The 13,321-nt window shown below is 64.7% G+C and carries 14 protein-coding genes; 3 read left to right on the forward strand and 11 right to left on the reverse strand.

Annotated features, from left to right (window positions below; all coding sequences use genetic code 11):
• Nucleotides 1–206: 206 nt before the first annotated feature.
• The 7 genes from mmsB to GV044_RS07730 form a co-directional block, all read right to left on the reverse strand.
• Nucleotides 207–1,076, reverse strand: coding sequence for a 3-hydroxyisobutyrate dehydrogenase (gene mmsB, locus GV044_RS07700; RefSeq protein ID WP_159867712.1), 870 nt, complete (start codon nucleotides 1,074–1,076; stop codon nucleotides 207–209).
• A gap of 128 nt (nucleotides 1,077–1,204) precedes the next feature.
• The gene (locus GV044_RS07705) at nucleotides 1,205–1,990 is read right to left on the reverse strand and encodes an enoyl-CoA hydratase-related protein (protein WP_159867715.1); all 786 of its coding nucleotides are present in this window, start codon (nucleotides 1,988–1,990) and stop codon (nucleotides 1,205–1,207) included.
• On the reverse strand, nucleotides 1,987–3,030 hold the full coding sequence (locus GV044_RS07710) for an enoyl-CoA hydratase/isomerase family protein (protein ID WP_159867718.1): 1,044 nt from the start codon (nucleotides 3,028–3,030) through the stop codon (nucleotides 1,987–1,989). The genes GV044_RS07705 and GV044_RS07710 overlap by 4 nt, the downstream gene beginning before the upstream one ends.
• Nucleotides 3,023–3,268: a hypothetical protein gene (locus tag GV044_RS07715; protein WP_236554788.1), complete on the reverse strand. Its 246-nt coding sequence runs from the start codon at nucleotides 3,266–3,268 to the stop codon at nucleotides 3,023–3,025. Before GV044_RS07715 ends, GV044_RS07710 begins: the two co-directional genes overlap by 8 nt.
• 42 nt (nucleotides 3,269–3,310) lie before the next feature.
• Nucleotides 3,311–4,456 carry an acyl-CoA dehydrogenase family protein gene (locus tag GV044_RS07720; RefSeq protein ID WP_159867724.1) on the reverse strand — a complete coding sequence of 382 codons (1,146 nt, stop codon included), beginning with the start codon at nucleotides 4,454–4,456 and terminating at the stop codon, nucleotides 3,311–3,313.
• A gap of 36 nt (nucleotides 4,457–4,492) precedes the next feature.
• Entirely contained in the window at nucleotides 4,493–5,041 is a 549-nt protein-coding gene (locus GV044_RS07725; RefSeq protein ID WP_159867727.1) for a hypothetical protein, read from the reverse strand.
• Between the two features lie 133 nt (nucleotides 5,042–5,174).
• Nucleotides 5,175–6,608: an aldehyde dehydrogenase family protein gene (locus GV044_RS07730; RefSeq protein WP_159867730.1), complete on the reverse strand. Its 1,434-nt coding sequence runs from the start codon at nucleotides 6,606–6,608 to the stop codon at nucleotides 5,175–5,177.
• Nucleotides 6,609–6,961: 353 nt separating this feature from the next.
• On the opposite strand from GV044_RS07730, the gene GV044_RS07735 reads away from it, so the two are divergent.
• Both GV044_RS07735 and GV044_RS07740 read left to right on the forward strand, forming a co-directional pair.
• Nucleotides 6,962–7,456, forward strand: coding sequence for a flavin reductase family protein (locus GV044_RS07735; protein ID WP_159867733.1), 495 nt, complete (start codon nucleotides 6,962–6,964; stop codon nucleotides 7,454–7,456).
• 81 nt (nucleotides 7,457–7,537) lie between these two features.
• On the forward strand, nucleotides 7,538–8,290 hold the full coding sequence (locus GV044_RS07740; RefSeq protein WP_159867735.1) for an SDR family NAD(P)-dependent oxidoreductase: 753 nt from the start codon (nucleotides 7,538–7,540) through the stop codon (nucleotides 8,288–8,290).
• Between the two features lie 53 nt (nucleotides 8,291–8,343).
• On the opposite strand, the gene GV044_RS07745 is transcribed toward GV044_RS07740, so the two are convergent.
• Nucleotides 8,344–8,697, reverse strand: coding sequence for a 2Fe-2S iron-sulfur cluster-binding protein (locus GV044_RS07745; RefSeq protein ID WP_159867738.1), 354 nt, complete (start codon nucleotides 8,695–8,697; stop codon nucleotides 8,344–8,346).
• A gap of 166 nt (nucleotides 8,698–8,863) precedes the next feature.
• On the opposite strand from GV044_RS07745, the gene GV044_RS07750 reads away from it, so the two are divergent.
• Complete coding sequence (locus GV044_RS07750; protein ID WP_159867741.1) at nucleotides 8,864–9,784, forward strand: TIGR03619 family F420-dependent LLM class oxidoreductase; 921 nt, start codon at nucleotides 8,864–8,866, stop codon at nucleotides 9,782–9,784.
• 18 nt (nucleotides 9,785–9,802) lie between these two features.
• Here GV044_RS07750 and GV044_RS07755 read toward each other — a convergent pair whose 3' ends face one another.
• From GV044_RS07755 to kaiC, 3 genes are read right to left on the reverse strand one after another with little or no spacing between them, the layout of a single operon-like run.
• Nucleotides 9,803–11,278, reverse strand: a complete 1,476-nt coding sequence (locus GV044_RS07755) for a sensor histidine kinase (RefSeq protein WP_159867744.1) — start codon at nucleotides 11,276–11,278, stop codon at nucleotides 9,803–9,805.
• Nucleotide 11,279: 1 nt separating this feature from the next.
• The gene (locus tag GV044_RS07760; protein WP_159867747.1) at nucleotides 11,280–11,543 is read right to left on the reverse strand and encodes a circadian clock KaiB family protein; all 264 of its coding nucleotides are present in this window, start codon (nucleotides 11,541–11,543) and stop codon (nucleotides 11,280–11,282) included.
• Between the two features lie 35 nt (nucleotides 11,544–11,578).
• Nucleotides 11,579–13,258: a circadian clock protein KaiC gene (kaiC, locus tag GV044_RS07765; RefSeq protein ID WP_159867750.1), complete on the reverse strand. Its 1,680-nt coding sequence runs from the start codon at nucleotides 13,256–13,258 to the stop codon at nucleotides 11,579–11,581.
• Between the last annotated feature and the right edge of the window lie 63 nt (nucleotides 13,259–13,321).

Genomic DNA, 13,321 nt, shown 5'->3' on the forward strand with positions numbered 1-13,321 from the left:
CGCACCAAAGGCATGCGGCTGCCCGATTTCGAACGAAAGCGCCGCGCTCTATCCTTTCCCCGCCGGGGTGAGGTTAGCGAAGCTTGCTCCGCCAGGAGCTAGCGCAGCTTGGAGAGGGCTGCGTGCGCCAACTGCCCCCTCCAACTTCGGCTAAGTCGCTTCGCTCCCAAGCCTTCGTATCCTCTCCCGGCGGGGAGAGGATGAGGTCACAGCGTCGTGAAGATCGCGCCAAAGTCCTTGCCGCCGTTGCCGGCGTCGACGAACGCCTCGTAGATCTTCGTCGCGTGTTCGCCGAGAGGCACGGCGGCTCCGGCAGTGCCCGCACCAGCCATGGCGAGACGCAAGTCCTTAAGCATCAGCACCGAAGCGAAACCGCCCTGGTAATCGTTATCGGCTGGGCTCTTGGCACCGATGCCGGGCGCCGGCGTATAGTCGTTCAAGGACCAGTTATAGCCCGTCGACTTAGAGCTGATCTCGTAAAACTTCTGCGGATCGAGCCCCGCCTTCTCAGCCAGCGCGAGCGCTTCGCACGTGCCGATCATGTGGATGGCCAGCAGCATGTTGTTGCACATCTTGGCAACCTGGCCGCTGCCGATCGCACCCGCATGGATCACAGCCTTTGCCATCGGATCGAGCACGGCCTGCGCCTTTGCGAACGCCGCATCGCTGCCGCCGACCATGAAGGTCAGCGTGCCGCCGTTCGCCGCCGCGATCCCGCCCGAAACCGGCGCGTCGGCCATTTCGTATCCGGCTTGCTGCGCCAACTCGGCGACTTCACGGGTCGTGGCGAGATCGATTGTCGAGCAATCGAGGAACAGCGCGCCGGCGGGTGCTTTCCCGATCACATCCGCAGTGTAGACCGCTTTCACGATGCCGCCGTTCGGCAGCATCGTGACCACCGCTTCGGCATTCGCGACGGCATCGGGCACCGCGTTGAACGTGGCGCAGCCGTTCTCCTTTGCTCGCGCGAGTGCCTCTTCCGACAAGTCGAACGCGGCAACTTCGTGGCCGGCCTTGACCAGGTTCGCGGCCATGCCGCCGCCCATGTTACCCAAGCCGATGAATGCGATCTTCATGTGCAATCTCCAAGGAGACAGGCCACCCTGCCCCGTTCGTGTCGAGCAAAGTCGAGACACGCTGGCGCCGCGCTGACGTGTCTCGACTTCGCTCGACACGAACGGGGCAAGTGTGTGAGCTCAGGTAATCAGCGCCCCTGCCAAACTCCGGCGCGCTTTTCGACGAAGGCAGTCATGCCTTCGGTCTTGTCCTCGGTTGCGGTGAGGATCTGGAACATACGACGTTCCATCAGCAAGCCGGTGTCGAGCGTGGTCTCGAAGGCGATGTTGACCATCTCCTTGTTGATCATCGCGGCCAGGGGCGGCATCGCCGCGATATCCGCTGCAGCCTTGAGGGCGGTGTCTAGCAGCTGATCGAGTGGGACCACGCGGCTGACGAGACCGGAGCGCTCAGCCTCTTCCGCATTCATGTTGCGGCCTGTCAGGCACATGTCCATCGCCTTGGACTTGCCGACAGCGCGGGTCAGGCGCTGCGAGCCCCCCATGCCGGGCGCGACCGCCAGCTTGATCTCGGGCTGGCCGAACTTGGCCGTGTCGGACGCGATGATGAAATCCGCCATCATCGCCAGCTCGCAGCCGCCGCCGAGCGCGAAGCCGTTGACGGCCGCGATCCACGGCTTGCGCACTGCCTTGACCAGCTGGCTCGTCCACCCCGCAAAGAAGTCTTCGGAGAAGAACTCCGCGCTCGACTTCTCGACCATCTCCTTGATGTCGGCGCCGGCGGCGAAGGCCTTCTCGCCCGACCCGGTGAGCACCGCACAACCCTGAGACTTATCCGCTTCAAACTTCCCGAAGGCGTCGATGAGTTCGCCCAACACCGTCGAGTTCAACGCGTTGAGCGCCTTGGGCCGGTTCAGCGTGATCAGCGTGACCGCGCCCTTCTGCTCGACCAAGATCGTCTCGTAGGTGCTCATAGGGCTTTCCATTCCTCGTTTGCGGGCAGCGGCGCAAAGATCGCGTCCAGCTGCGCGGGGGTGACGCCCTCGGGCGTCGGCGGGTTCCATTTGGGCGCTTGGTCCTTGTCGACGATCACGGCGCGCACGCCCTCTGCGAAATCGGGCAACACCAGCACGCGGGCGCCGAGGCGGTATTCCATGGCCATGTTGTCAGCAAAGTCGGTCAGCTTCGCAGACTCGGCAAGCTGGCGCAGGGAGACCTTGCAGGCCTGCGGGCTCTTGGCGCGCAAGGTGGCGAGTTCCTTTGCCGCCCACTCGCCATCATCGGCTTCCAGGCTGGCGAGGATGTCCTCCAGCCTGTCGGACGCGAAGTGCTTGCGGATGAGCGCCGCCTGGTTCTCGATCTTCGGCTCCGGAGGCGTGATCGCCAGCGACGCAAGCACGCCGCCGATCTCGTGACCCGCCCCGATGCGCTGCTTCGCCTCGGGGAGTGCGCTGGCCGGCAGATAGTGCGTGGCGAGACCCGTCCACAGGCACTCGGCACCATCGAGGCGCGCGCCCGTAAGCGCCAGGAACTGGCCGAGCCGACCATCGAGGCGCGAGAGATACCAGCCGCCGCCAACGTCGGGGAACAGGCCGATGCCGGTCTCGGGCATGGCGAAGCGGGTGTTCTCGGTCGCGACGCGATACTTCGCCGGCTGCGAGATGCCGACGCCCCCGCCCATGGTGATGCCGTCCATGAAGGCGACCACGGGCTTCTCGTAGGTGAACAGCAGGTGGTTGAGGCGGTACTCGTCGAAGAAGAACGCGCGGCCCGCCACACCCTCGTCGGTCAGTGCCGACTGGCGCAGCAGGTTGATGTCGCCGCCTGAGCAGAACCCGCGGCCCTCGCTGTGCTCGACGATCACGGCCTTGATCTCGGCATTGTCGCGCCAGGCGAGCAGCGCCTCGGTCATGGCCAGGCACATGTCGAGCGTCAGCGCGTGAATGGCCTTGGGGCGGTTAAGCGAGAGAAACCCCGCGACGCCCTCGCGCCGAGTGAGCAGTTCGTCAGACATTGCGAACACCATTGCTTTCATGAACCGTGACCAGCGAGGTTGTACCCTCGGCTTCCTTCATCAGATCGAACACGAGGCCCTGCCCTCTTTTATATCGCAAGCTGACGTGAGATTGCGTGCGATGGCGAACCACCATGATGCTGCACAGGCAGATCGTCGCCACTGCGGCAAGGCCCGCTACCGCCGGAACCGCCGCCACTCCGGCCAGTACGACCGGAGCGGAGCGCGCCGCATTCACCAGAAGCGGGTTTGCCATCGCGTTCCTAGCTCACCTTTGTGCTTACTGGCGCAGCAGATCGCGCCCGACGATCATGCGCATGACCTGGTTGGTACCTTCCAGGATCGAGTGCACGCGCAGGTCACGCCAGAAGCGCTCGATCGGGTAGTCCTTCAGGTAGCCGTATCCGCCGAACAGCTGCAGCGCGTCGTTGACGATCGCCGAGCCACTATCGGTCGCCAGCCGCTTGGCCATCGCCGAGAAGCGCGACTTGTCGGGCGCGTTCGCCGTGATCTTGGCAGCCGCCATGTAGAGCAGCGCGCGCGCGGCCTCCAGGTCGGTCGCCATGTCGGCCAGCATAAACTGGGTGTTCTGGAAATCAGCGATCGGCTGGTCGAACTGCTTGCGATCCTTCACATACTGGATTGCCTCGTCGAGGCAGCGCTGCGCACCGCCGAGCGAGCACGCGCCGATGTTGATCCGGCCGCCATCAAGGCCGGCCATGGCGAAGCGGAAGCCCTCGCCTTCCTTGCCGACGAGATTGGCGACGGGCACCCGCGCGTCCTCGAAGATGACTTGCGCGGTAGGCGAGGCGTTCCAGCCGAGCTTTTTCTCGGGCGCGCCGAAGCTGACGCCGGGCGTGTCCTTGTCGACGACGAGGCAAGTGATGCCCTTGGACTTGTGCTCGCCGGTGCGGACCATTACGACATAGACGTCGTTGTAGCCGCCGCCCGAGATGAACTGCTTGGTGCCGTTCAGCACGTAGTGGTCGCCATCCAGCCGCGCCGTCGCCTTGAGCGCCGCGGCGTCCGAACCCGAACCAGGTTCTGTGAGGCAGTAGCTGGCGATCTTCTCCATCGTGACCAGCTCGGGCAGGTAGCGATCCTTGAGGTCCTGGCTGCCGTACGTGTCGATCATCCATGCGGCCATGTTGTGGATCGAGATGTAGGCGCTGGTAGCCGGGCAGCCGTAGCTCATCGCCTCCATGATCAGCGCCGCCTCGAGCCGCCCCAGGCCGATGCCGCCGCTTTCTTCCGAGACGTAGATCGCACCAAAGCCGAGCTCGCCCGCGGCCTTCCACACGTCCACCGGATAGTGATGCTTTTCATCCCACTCGGCCGCGAACGGCGTAATTCGGTCCTCGGTGAACTTGCGAGCGGTATCCTGGATCGCGAGCTGGTCTTCGGTCAAAGCAAACTGGTCAGTCATTCATCCCCCCCTCTTGTTGGTATCAGGGTGCTGCTATCAGGCGCAGCGGGTATACTTGAGCGGTCCAGGCAAGGCATCCTTGCCGGTGTCGCGCCGGATCAGCGTCTTGCCGCCGTTCTGGACATCGAGCGCGACATCCAGCGTCCAGGCCTGGCCCTCGCCCGAGAAGCCGAAAGTGCCGCGCAGGCTGTCATCGCCGGCATCCTTGACCTTGGCGAGCTTGGCGACGGCCTCGTAGAACTTGAGCTGTGTAGCCGAGACGGTGAGCAGCCCCTTCGCATCGCCGAGCTTGCTGGTGCAGTCCTTAGGTACGAGGCCCCAGCGACCGCGGATGGCTGCGGGGATCTCGTTCGCGGCGACGCTCTGTGTTGCGCTTGGCGTGGTGCTCGGCGTCGGAGAAGCCACAGGAGAACCACTCGCCGCCGGCGGTACGTCGCTAGCCTCGGACGGAGGTATCGGCGATGTCCGAACAGGCTGCAGATCGTCGCTGCTGCTCGGCTGTGTTGCAGGCTGCTCGGGGCTCTTCGAGCAAGCGGACAAGGTGAGTACAGCTGCCAAGGCGATCATCGGCAATGCTGCTTTCATCGACCTTTCCTCCCTCTCTCGCCACCCCCGCCAAAGCGGGGGTCCGTCTCCTGACGTCTCGTAAAAGGAACCACCTGGAGATGGACTCCCGCTTTCGCGAGAATGACGAAGGTACGGTTGAAGGTAGCCAGCTTCAGCCGACGGCTTCGATGATGTCCTTGCCGAACAGCGCTTCGTCGCTCGGAAGCGACTTGGGCGTGGCGAGCGGCTTGGACACCCAGGTCTCGTTGATCAGGTCGCGCCAGGTGATGTTGTTGTTGGTTGCGTTGCCGCCCCACGAGCCGCAGCCCAGCGAGAAGGTCTGGCGCATGCCGTTCCACAGGTTACCCGAGTTCGAGGCCGACTGCGGCTGGTTCACCATCACGCGGCTGGTCTTGGTGCCCTCGGCCAGCTTGCGGATGTTCTCATCGCTGTTCGAGTAGATGCCGCAAGAGTGGCCCTGGCCCTGATAGGCCTGGATGTTGTTGGTGAGCGCGATCGCCTCGTCGATGTCCTTGGCGCGGTACAGCGCCATGGTGACAGTCATCTTCTCGCCGGAGAACTTGAAGTCGGGGCCGAAGCCGGTCTCGGGCACGATGAAGAACGCGGTATTCTCCGGAATGGTGAAGCCCGCATAGTCGGCGATGAACTGCGGCGATTGCGCGACGACCTTGGCGTTGATGTGCTCGCCATCTTCCCAGATCGCGTTCTGCAACTTGGTCTTCTGCTCGCTGTCGAGCACCAGACCGCCCTTCTCCTTCAGCTTGCCCAGCATCTCGTCGTAGATCGCGTCGAGCAGGATCACCGCGTTGTCCGATGAGCACGAGGCCGCATAGTCCAGCGTCTTGGACAGCAGGATCTTGGCTGCCGCATCATCAAGGTCGGCGGTGTCGTCGACGGTGACCACCGCATTGCCGGCGCCGACGCCGAGTGCCGGGGTGCCCGACGAGTAGGCCGCCTTCACCATCGGCGTGCCACCCGTGGCGAGAATGCGGTCGCACTGCTTCATGACTTCGTTGGTGCGCTCGACCGAAGGCTGCTCGATCGCGATCACCAGGTCGGCCGGAGCGCCCAGCTTCACCAGCGCGTCGCGCATGAGGCCGCAGATCTTGGCGTTGATGAACTTGGCGCGCGGGTGCGGGCAGACGATGATCGAGTTGCGGCCCTTGACCGCGTTGATCGCCTTGATAACCGGAGTTGCCTCGGGGTTGGTCGAGGGCGAGAGCGCACCGATCACGCCGACCGGCTTGGCGATCTTGTAGAGATTACGCTCGTGATCTTCCTCGATCACGCCCACCGACTTGTCGTCGATGATGTCCATCAGCGCGGCGCGGGTCTTGACCGAGATCTTCTTGAACTTGCCCTCGTAGTTGCCGAGCTGGGTTTCCTCGACGGTCTCGCGGGCGATCTCCTCGTCCATGCCCGGCTTGGCGACAGCGTAGACCATGCCGCGGATCCAGGTGTCGACCTGCTCCTGCGTGGCATTCTCGATCTGCTGCTGTGCTGCGCGCGAGCGGGCGATCAGTTCCGCGACCTCGTCGGCGACGGACGGTCCAGTAGTTTCGGCGATCTTTTCAACGGTGGCCATGTTCGTCATCCCTTCAAGGCTGAGAGCCGCGGCAGGCGCCACGTCACGGCAGACCGAACTGCCTGGTCCTGCTCCCGATACACCTTCACGCCGTCCACTGCACCTTTCGGCAGCCGGTCGCAACTCTCTTCTTAACCGCGCGCTTAAACTGCTGCATGTGCAAAAAACGCTAGGTTAGTTTCATCTGGAGCACGCGTCTCCCGTGTCGACCTGCGGCGTCGGGCAGTACAGGATCGGTCCTTGCGCCCGTTGGCAAGACGGCGCCGACCTGCCATCGTGCGCGCGACGAAGCCGGGTCGACATGACGAATACCCCGTCGCTTTGGCGAACTAACATCGCGGGTGGAGACAGACGTGACGCAGACAACCATCGACGCAGCGGACTTCCGCAAGGTCCTCGGCAGTTACCCGACCGGAGTCTGCGTCGTTACGGCCCTGGACGGCGACAACAAACCGGCCGGGATGGTGGTGGGCAGCTTCACCTCGGTTTCGCTAGACCCGCCGCTCGTCGGCTTCTTTCCGGATAAGAAATCCACCTCATGGCCGCTGATCGAGAACGCCGGGCATTTCTGCGTCAACGTGATGGGCAGCGACCAGCAGGACGTGTGCCGCGCCGTCGGCGCCAAGGGTGACGAGAAGTTTGTCGGGGTCGAGTACACGCTATCCGAGCACAACCTGCCGATCATCGCCAACTCGCTCGCCTGCATCGAGTGCCGGCTCTACTCCGTCACCGAGGCGGGCGATCACTGGTTCGTCATGGGCGAGGTCCTGCGCATGGAATCGACTCGCGACGAGGATCCGATGCTGTTCCATCGCGGCAAGTACGGCGGCTTTGCCGAAGTGCTGTGACCGGCCTTCGCCGTTCACCGGCTTGACTCTCCCGCCAACGATGCTGTTCAGGTGTTCAGCAATTCGATGGGAGAGTAAGGCATGACACGTTCGTTGGAAGGCAAAGTCGCCGTCATCACCGGCGCGGGATCGGGGATCGGCCGCGGTTGCGCGCGTCGGCTCGCCGAGGACAAGGCCGCGATCGCGGTGTGGGACCTCAACCCGGACGGCGCGGCCGAAACCGTCTCGCTGATCGAGAGCGAAGGCGGCAAGGCCATCGCTATCACCGCAGACTGCGCCGACAAGGCCGCAATCAAGGCGGCAGCGGACGAGACCCGTGCGAAGCTCGGCCCGGTGTCGATCCTGGTGAACAATGCCGGCATCGCGCCCTTCACCGCCTTCACCGACATCGAGGATGACGAGTTCGACAAGGTGATCCGCATCAACTTGCGCGGTCCCTGGCTCGTGACCAAGGAACTGGTCGGCGACATGCTCGCGGCGAAGTGGGGCCGGATCATCAACATTACCTCATCCTCGACGCAGACCGGCTCGCCGATGCAGAGCCACTACGTCGCCTCGAAGGGCGGCCTGTTCGGCCTGACCAAGGCGCTTGCGCTGGAACTGGGCAAGACCGGGATCACCGTGAACCTGATCCCGCCGGGTTCGATCGACACTCCGATGCTCCGCGGCGCGCCGATCGACGGCGATGCCTATGGCGCTACCCTCCCCGTGGGGCGCCTGGGCAAAGTCGAGGATATCGCCGCGGCGTGTGCGTTCCTCGCGTCCGAAGAGGCGAGCTATTTCACCGGCCAGACGATGAGCGTCAACGGCGGCCGCTACATGGGCTCGGCCTGATCCTTGCGAAAGCGGGCTGCTTCGCCGTTTGAAGGCGTCGCAGCCCGCGTGCTTCAGTAACTGGCTGCAGGCCAGTAACTGGCTGCAGGCGCGACGGTCACTTCCAGCCCGTCGAGTTCGGGGCGCATCTTCACCTGACATCCCAGGCGGCTCGTCGGCCCCATGACGTCGGCGACCATGTCGAGCATGGCGTACTCGATCTCGTCGGGCTCTCCGGTCCGGCCATACCAGTCCTGTGCAACATAGACATGGCACGTCGCGCAGGCGCAGCCGCCGCCGCAATCGCCCAGGATCCCGGCGACGCCGTTCTGCCGTCCAAGCTCCATGAGGCTGGTGCCATCCTCGACATCGTCGAACCTGTGCACGACGCTGTCGACGTCGGTCATCGTGACCCTGAGATTACGCATCTACTCGCCCTCACTAGTATTCTTCCCACTATTCGCCCACGTGAATAGCTGTTCCCCAATGCCGCACGCCGGGACGATTTGCAAAGCGCCAAGTGGTCCCAGTGCTTGACGGGCGGCGAGGGGCATCGAACCATCGCACGCAAATCGAGGTACGGGAGAGAACACGATGAAACTGGGTTTCGCGATGCCGCACATGTTGCGGCTGAAGGCTACGATGCAGCCTTGGGAGGCCAAGGTGACCGGAGCCGACCAGACCCGGCTTGCCAAGTGGGCGGAGAAGCTCGGCTACGAGATGATCGCGGTGCCCGAACATCATGTGATCCCGCGCAGCCACATCGACTTGTCAGGCCCGTTCTACTTCAACGCCTACACGGCCATGGCTCACTTCGCCGGCGCGACCGAGACGATCCGCGTCAATTCGTGCATCGCCATCCTGCCGGCGCAGCATCCGATCGTCACGGCCAAGGCGCTGTCGACGATGGACTGGCTTTCCGACGGACGGGTGACGATCACCTTCGCAGTGGGCTGGCTGGAGGAGGAGTTCGCCCTCCTCGGCATCCCCTTCCACAAACGCGGGGCGATGGCCGAGGAGTACATCCAAGCCATCCTTGCGCTCTGGACGCAGGAGAAGCCCGAGTTCGAGGGCAAGTACGTGTCGTTCCACGATGTCGCGTTCGAACCAAAGCCGGTGCAGAAGCCGCACCTGCCGGTCTGGTTCGGTGGGGATGCCGATCCGGTGCTGAGCCGGGTCGCCCGCTATGCGCAAGGCTGGTGGCCATTCCTCACCAAGCCCGAGCTGATCGCCCAGCGTATCGACTTCATCCGCTCGCAACCCGACTACAACGGCCAGTTGGCCGACGTGTACTACGGGATGTCGACCAGCCGCGTCGGCGAGGGTCATGCGGTGATCGACGATCCCACCGCCCGGCCCGGCCAGACCAAGCAGGCGATCATCGACCGGCTCGGCTGGCTCAAGGCTCAAGGGGTGACATGGAGCTCGGTGCCGATCCCCGCGCTGTCGAGCATCGAGGGGTATTACGACTACACGCAGTGGATCGCGGAGGAGATCATGCCGGCGGTGCGATAACGGCGCCCCGGCTTGAGCTCACACGGCGGCGGTCTGGTCTGCGGCGATGTACATGCGGCAGATCAGGCCCTCGGGCCTGAACTCGACCTTGGTCGCCTGTTCGCCATGCTGGCCAAGGCCGCGCGCAATCAGGGTCTGGCCGAAGCCCGTCTTCTCGGGCGGGACGACCGGCGGGCCGCCATCTTCCTTCCAGACGATCTCGATACGCTCGCCTTGCTGCGCGGCGCTGATCGAAATGCGACCGCTCTCCCCCGAAAGCGCGCCATACTTGACGGCGTTGGTCACCAGCTCGTGGAAGATCAGGCCCAGCGCCACCGCCGCATCGGGCACCACCCGCACGCCGACGCCGTCGAGTTGCACCCGCTCGCTGCCGACGGTGACGAACGGCGCCAGCTCGGCATTGATCAGTTCCTCCAGCGTGAGGCCGTTCCACACGTCGCTGGCGAGCAGCGTGTGCGTGGCCGCCAGCGCTTCCAGGCGGCGGCCGAAGGCGGTGCGGAACTCGCCCATGTCCTTCGAGCCCGCTATCGTGCGATGCGCGATTGCCATGACCAGCGTAAGCGTATTCTTCACGCGATGAGTCAATTCGCCCATCAGCAGCGCCTGGCGCTTTTCGGTCGCGCGTCGTTCGGTCACGTCGGCGATGGTGACTATGCAGCCGAAGATGGTGTCGCCGGACTGGCGCAAAGGCGCCGCGCTCAACAGGACGTCGCGTGCGCGGCCATCGATGGTGAGGATCGCCTCTACCCCGCGGACGGCAGAACCGGCCAGGGCGACGCCTACGAGATCGCCGCCGGCCATCAGGCCCGAGCTGAGTGCGAAGCCGAGCGCGAAAGCTTCATCGAACAGCCGGCCGACGGCGCTGCCCTCATGGAAATGGCGCACGCCCGCGTTGGCGTGGGTGATGCGCCCCTCCTGGTTGCACACCAGCACCGCCTCGTTCGAGGAGGCCATGATCGCGCGGCCGATGCGGTCGCTTTCGTGCGCCGCAGCCGCCTCGATCCGTTCGGTTACATCGCTAAACGTCAGCGCATGACCGTGCCCGAAGCCCAGCGCGAGCGGAGCGACAGTTACTTCGACGTGGCGGTAGCCTCCGACGGAAGGTAGCGCGATCTGGCCGCTGCGCCGCGCATGGTCCGCATCCTGCAGCAGCTGGCGGACGGTGACCGCCGCGCTCTCGCCCAGAGCGGCGAGCAGGCCGCCCTTCTGCAAGTCCTTGGCGCTACGGCCGAACAGCATGCACAGGGCGGCGTTGGCGTAGATCAGCCTGCCTTGACCATCGAGCGCCGCTGCGCCGAGGTCCATGGCCTCCATGAAGGCACGGTAGCTGTCCTGGCCGCCGAGGGCGAAAACCTCGTCCTGCTCGGCGCCGCGAACCACGAGCGCGTCCACCTCGCCCTCGCGGATGGCGCGCAGGGTGTCTTCGGCTTCGTCGAGGCGACGGCGTAGATCCGCTTCGCGTTCGGGTGCTCCCGCGTCTTCGGGCGTGGCCACCTCAGCTCTCAACCTTGAGATGGACCAGGACCTTCTCCTCGTCCGACAAGTCGCCGATGATCTTCTGCACCGGCACCGGCAGCGAGCGGACCAGCGTGGGGATGGCGACGATGTTGTGCTCGCGGGCAAGCTGGGGATGCTCGCGCAAGTCGATCACCTCGACCTCGTAGTGCTCCTCCAGATGCTCGGTGACGATGCGTTCGAGATTGCGGATCGCCGCCACCGACTTGGGTGTCTGGCCAGCGACGTAGAGTGTCAGCTTCATCGGCTTGCTAGCAGGCCCCCTGCCCGTTTCGAGGCTCACGAGCTGCTACCTCCGCGTTGCGCCGCCATTTCGTCACGATCGGTCTGCGCTTGTGAGAGCAGTTCCGCTTCGTGCGCTCCCAGGCTGCGCAGCTCGATCTCGTCGGCTTCCAGCTCTGCGCGAAGGGCCTCGATCTGAGCCTGCGCGCGGCGGCGGCGCTGGTCTATCTTGTCCTGCAGACGCGCGAACTCGCCTCGCCTGATCGCCTCTTCGCGCCGCAACCTGGCTTCCGCCGCGCGCCGCGCAGAGCCGGTCAGCGCGCCGTCTTCTCCAAGGTAAGGTTCTACCAGCGATATCCCGTCGCCGCTCATCACGAACTCGCGCACCTGGTTGGAATGCGCGATGCCGCGGGCCTTGAGCAAGTAGAGCTCGCGGTTGAACTCGCCATTCACTTCGCGGTTGAGCAGCAGCACCCAGGCGTCCATCAGCGAGGACAGGCCGGCGTCGGTTTCGCTGACACGCTGGTCGTGTGCCAGGTGCGTGAACACGCCGGTGATGCCATGGCCCTTCAGATAATCGATCATGCGCAGCAGCATGGACTGCACTTCGAGCTGCTCGCCGCTGTCGAGGAATGCCGAGATCGGATCGAGCACCACAAGCGACGGGCGGTACTTCTGCACCTCGCGCAGCATGACGGCCAGGTGCATCTCCAGACTGTAGAACGTCGGACGCGCAGCGACGGTGCGCAGCAGGCCCGCATCGATACAGGGCTGCAGGTCGATGCCGATCGAGCGCATGTTGCGCACCGTCTGCGCTTCGGATTCCTCGAACGAAAAGTACAGCGCCCGCTCGCCTCGTGCACACGTCGACGATACGAATGCGGCCGCGATCGAGCTCTTGCCCGACCCGGCGACACCGCTCAGCAGGATCGAGCTGCCGCGGTGGAAGCCGCCGCCGCTGAGCATCGCGTCGAGATCTGCAATACCGGTGCTCACCCGCTCGTCATGGACCTGGTGGCCCAGGCCCAGCGAGCTGACCGGCAGCACGCTGAAGCCGTCCTCGCCGATCAGGAACGGGTATTCGTTGGTGCCGTGCGCAGTACCGCGATACTTGACGATCCGAAGCCGCCGCGTGGAAACCTGGTTGTGGACGCGGTGATCGAGCAGGATCACGCAGTCGGAGACGTACTCCTCCAGCCCCTGCCGGGTCAGCGTGCCGTCGCCGCGCTCGCCGGTGATGACGGCGGTGAGGCCCTTCTCCTTCAGCCAATCGAACAGCCGGCGGATCTCGGCGCGCAGGATCGCCGGGTTCTGGAAAGCCGAGAACAGGCTCTCGATTGTGTCGAGCACGATCCGCTTGGCCCCAATTTCCGCCACCGCGAGTTCCAGGCGCAGGAACAGCCCTTCGAGATCGTAGTCGCCGACTTCGGCCAGCTCGGACGGATCGATGGCGATGTGCTCGATGTGGACCATCTTGCGCGCGATCAGATCGTCGAGCTCGAAGCCGAGCGAGGCCACGTTGTCGACGATGTCGCCGGGCCGCTCCTCGAAGGTGACGAATACGCCGGGCTCGTTCTCCTCGCGCGCGCCGTTGACCAGGAACGTCGAGGCGAACAACGTCTTGCCGCAACCGGCCGAGCCGCACACGAGTGTTGGGCGCCCGCGCGGCAAGCCGCCGAGTGTCAGATCGTCGAACCCGTCAATTCCCGTCCGCGCCTTCGCGATGCCGTCCGTCACGCTACCCCGCTGTGTGCCTTGTGCTCGCGATCGCGTTAAGCCCGCTCGCACCTCTCGGCAATC

This window comes from Novosphingobium sp. 9U (assembly GCF_902506425.1).
Lineage (GTDB): Bacteria > Pseudomonadota > Alphaproteobacteria > Sphingomonadales > Sphingomonadaceae > Novosphingobium.

Bases quoted from the DNA above. Each gene is read 5' to 3' on its own strand.
- GV044_RS07720 (WP_159867724.1), bottom strand. From the start codon at position 4,456: ATGACTGACCAGTTTGCTTTGACCGAAGACCAGCTCGCGATCCAGGAT.
- mmsB (WP_159867712.1), bottom strand. From the start codon at position 1,076: ATGAAGATCGCATTCATCGGCTTGGGTAACATGGGCGGCGGCATGGCC.
- GV044_RS07705 (WP_159867715.1), bottom strand. From the start codon at position 1,990: ATGAGCACCTACGAGACGATCTTGGTCGAGCAGAAGGGCGCGGTCACG.
- GV044_RS07730 (WP_159867730.1), bottom strand. From the start codon at position 6,608: ATGGCCACCGTTGAAAAGATCGCCGAAACTACTGGACCGTCCGTCGCC.
- GV044_RS07725 (WP_159867727.1), bottom strand. From the start codon at position 5,041: ATGAAAGCAGCATTGCCGATGATCGCCTTGGCAGCTGTACTCACCTTG.
- GV044_RS07750 (WP_159867741.1), top strand. From the start codon at position 8,864: ATGAAACTGGGTTTCGCGATGCCGCACATGTTGCGGCTGAAGGCTACG.
- GV044_RS07710 (WP_159867718.1), bottom strand. From the start codon at position 3,030: ATGTCTGACGAACTGCTCACTCGGCGCGAGGGCGTCGCGGGGTTTCTC.
- GV044_RS07745 (WP_159867738.1), bottom strand. From the start codon at position 8,697: ATGCGTAATCTCAGGGTCACGATGACCGACGTCGACAGCGTCGTGCAC.
- GV044_RS07760 (WP_159867747.1), bottom strand. From the start codon at position 11,543: ATGAAGCTGACACTCTACGTCGCTGGCCAGACACCCAAGTCGGTGGCG.
- GV044_RS07740 (WP_159867735.1), top strand. From the start codon at position 7,538: ATGACACGTTCGTTGGAAGGCAAAGTCGCCGTCATCACCGGCGCGGGA.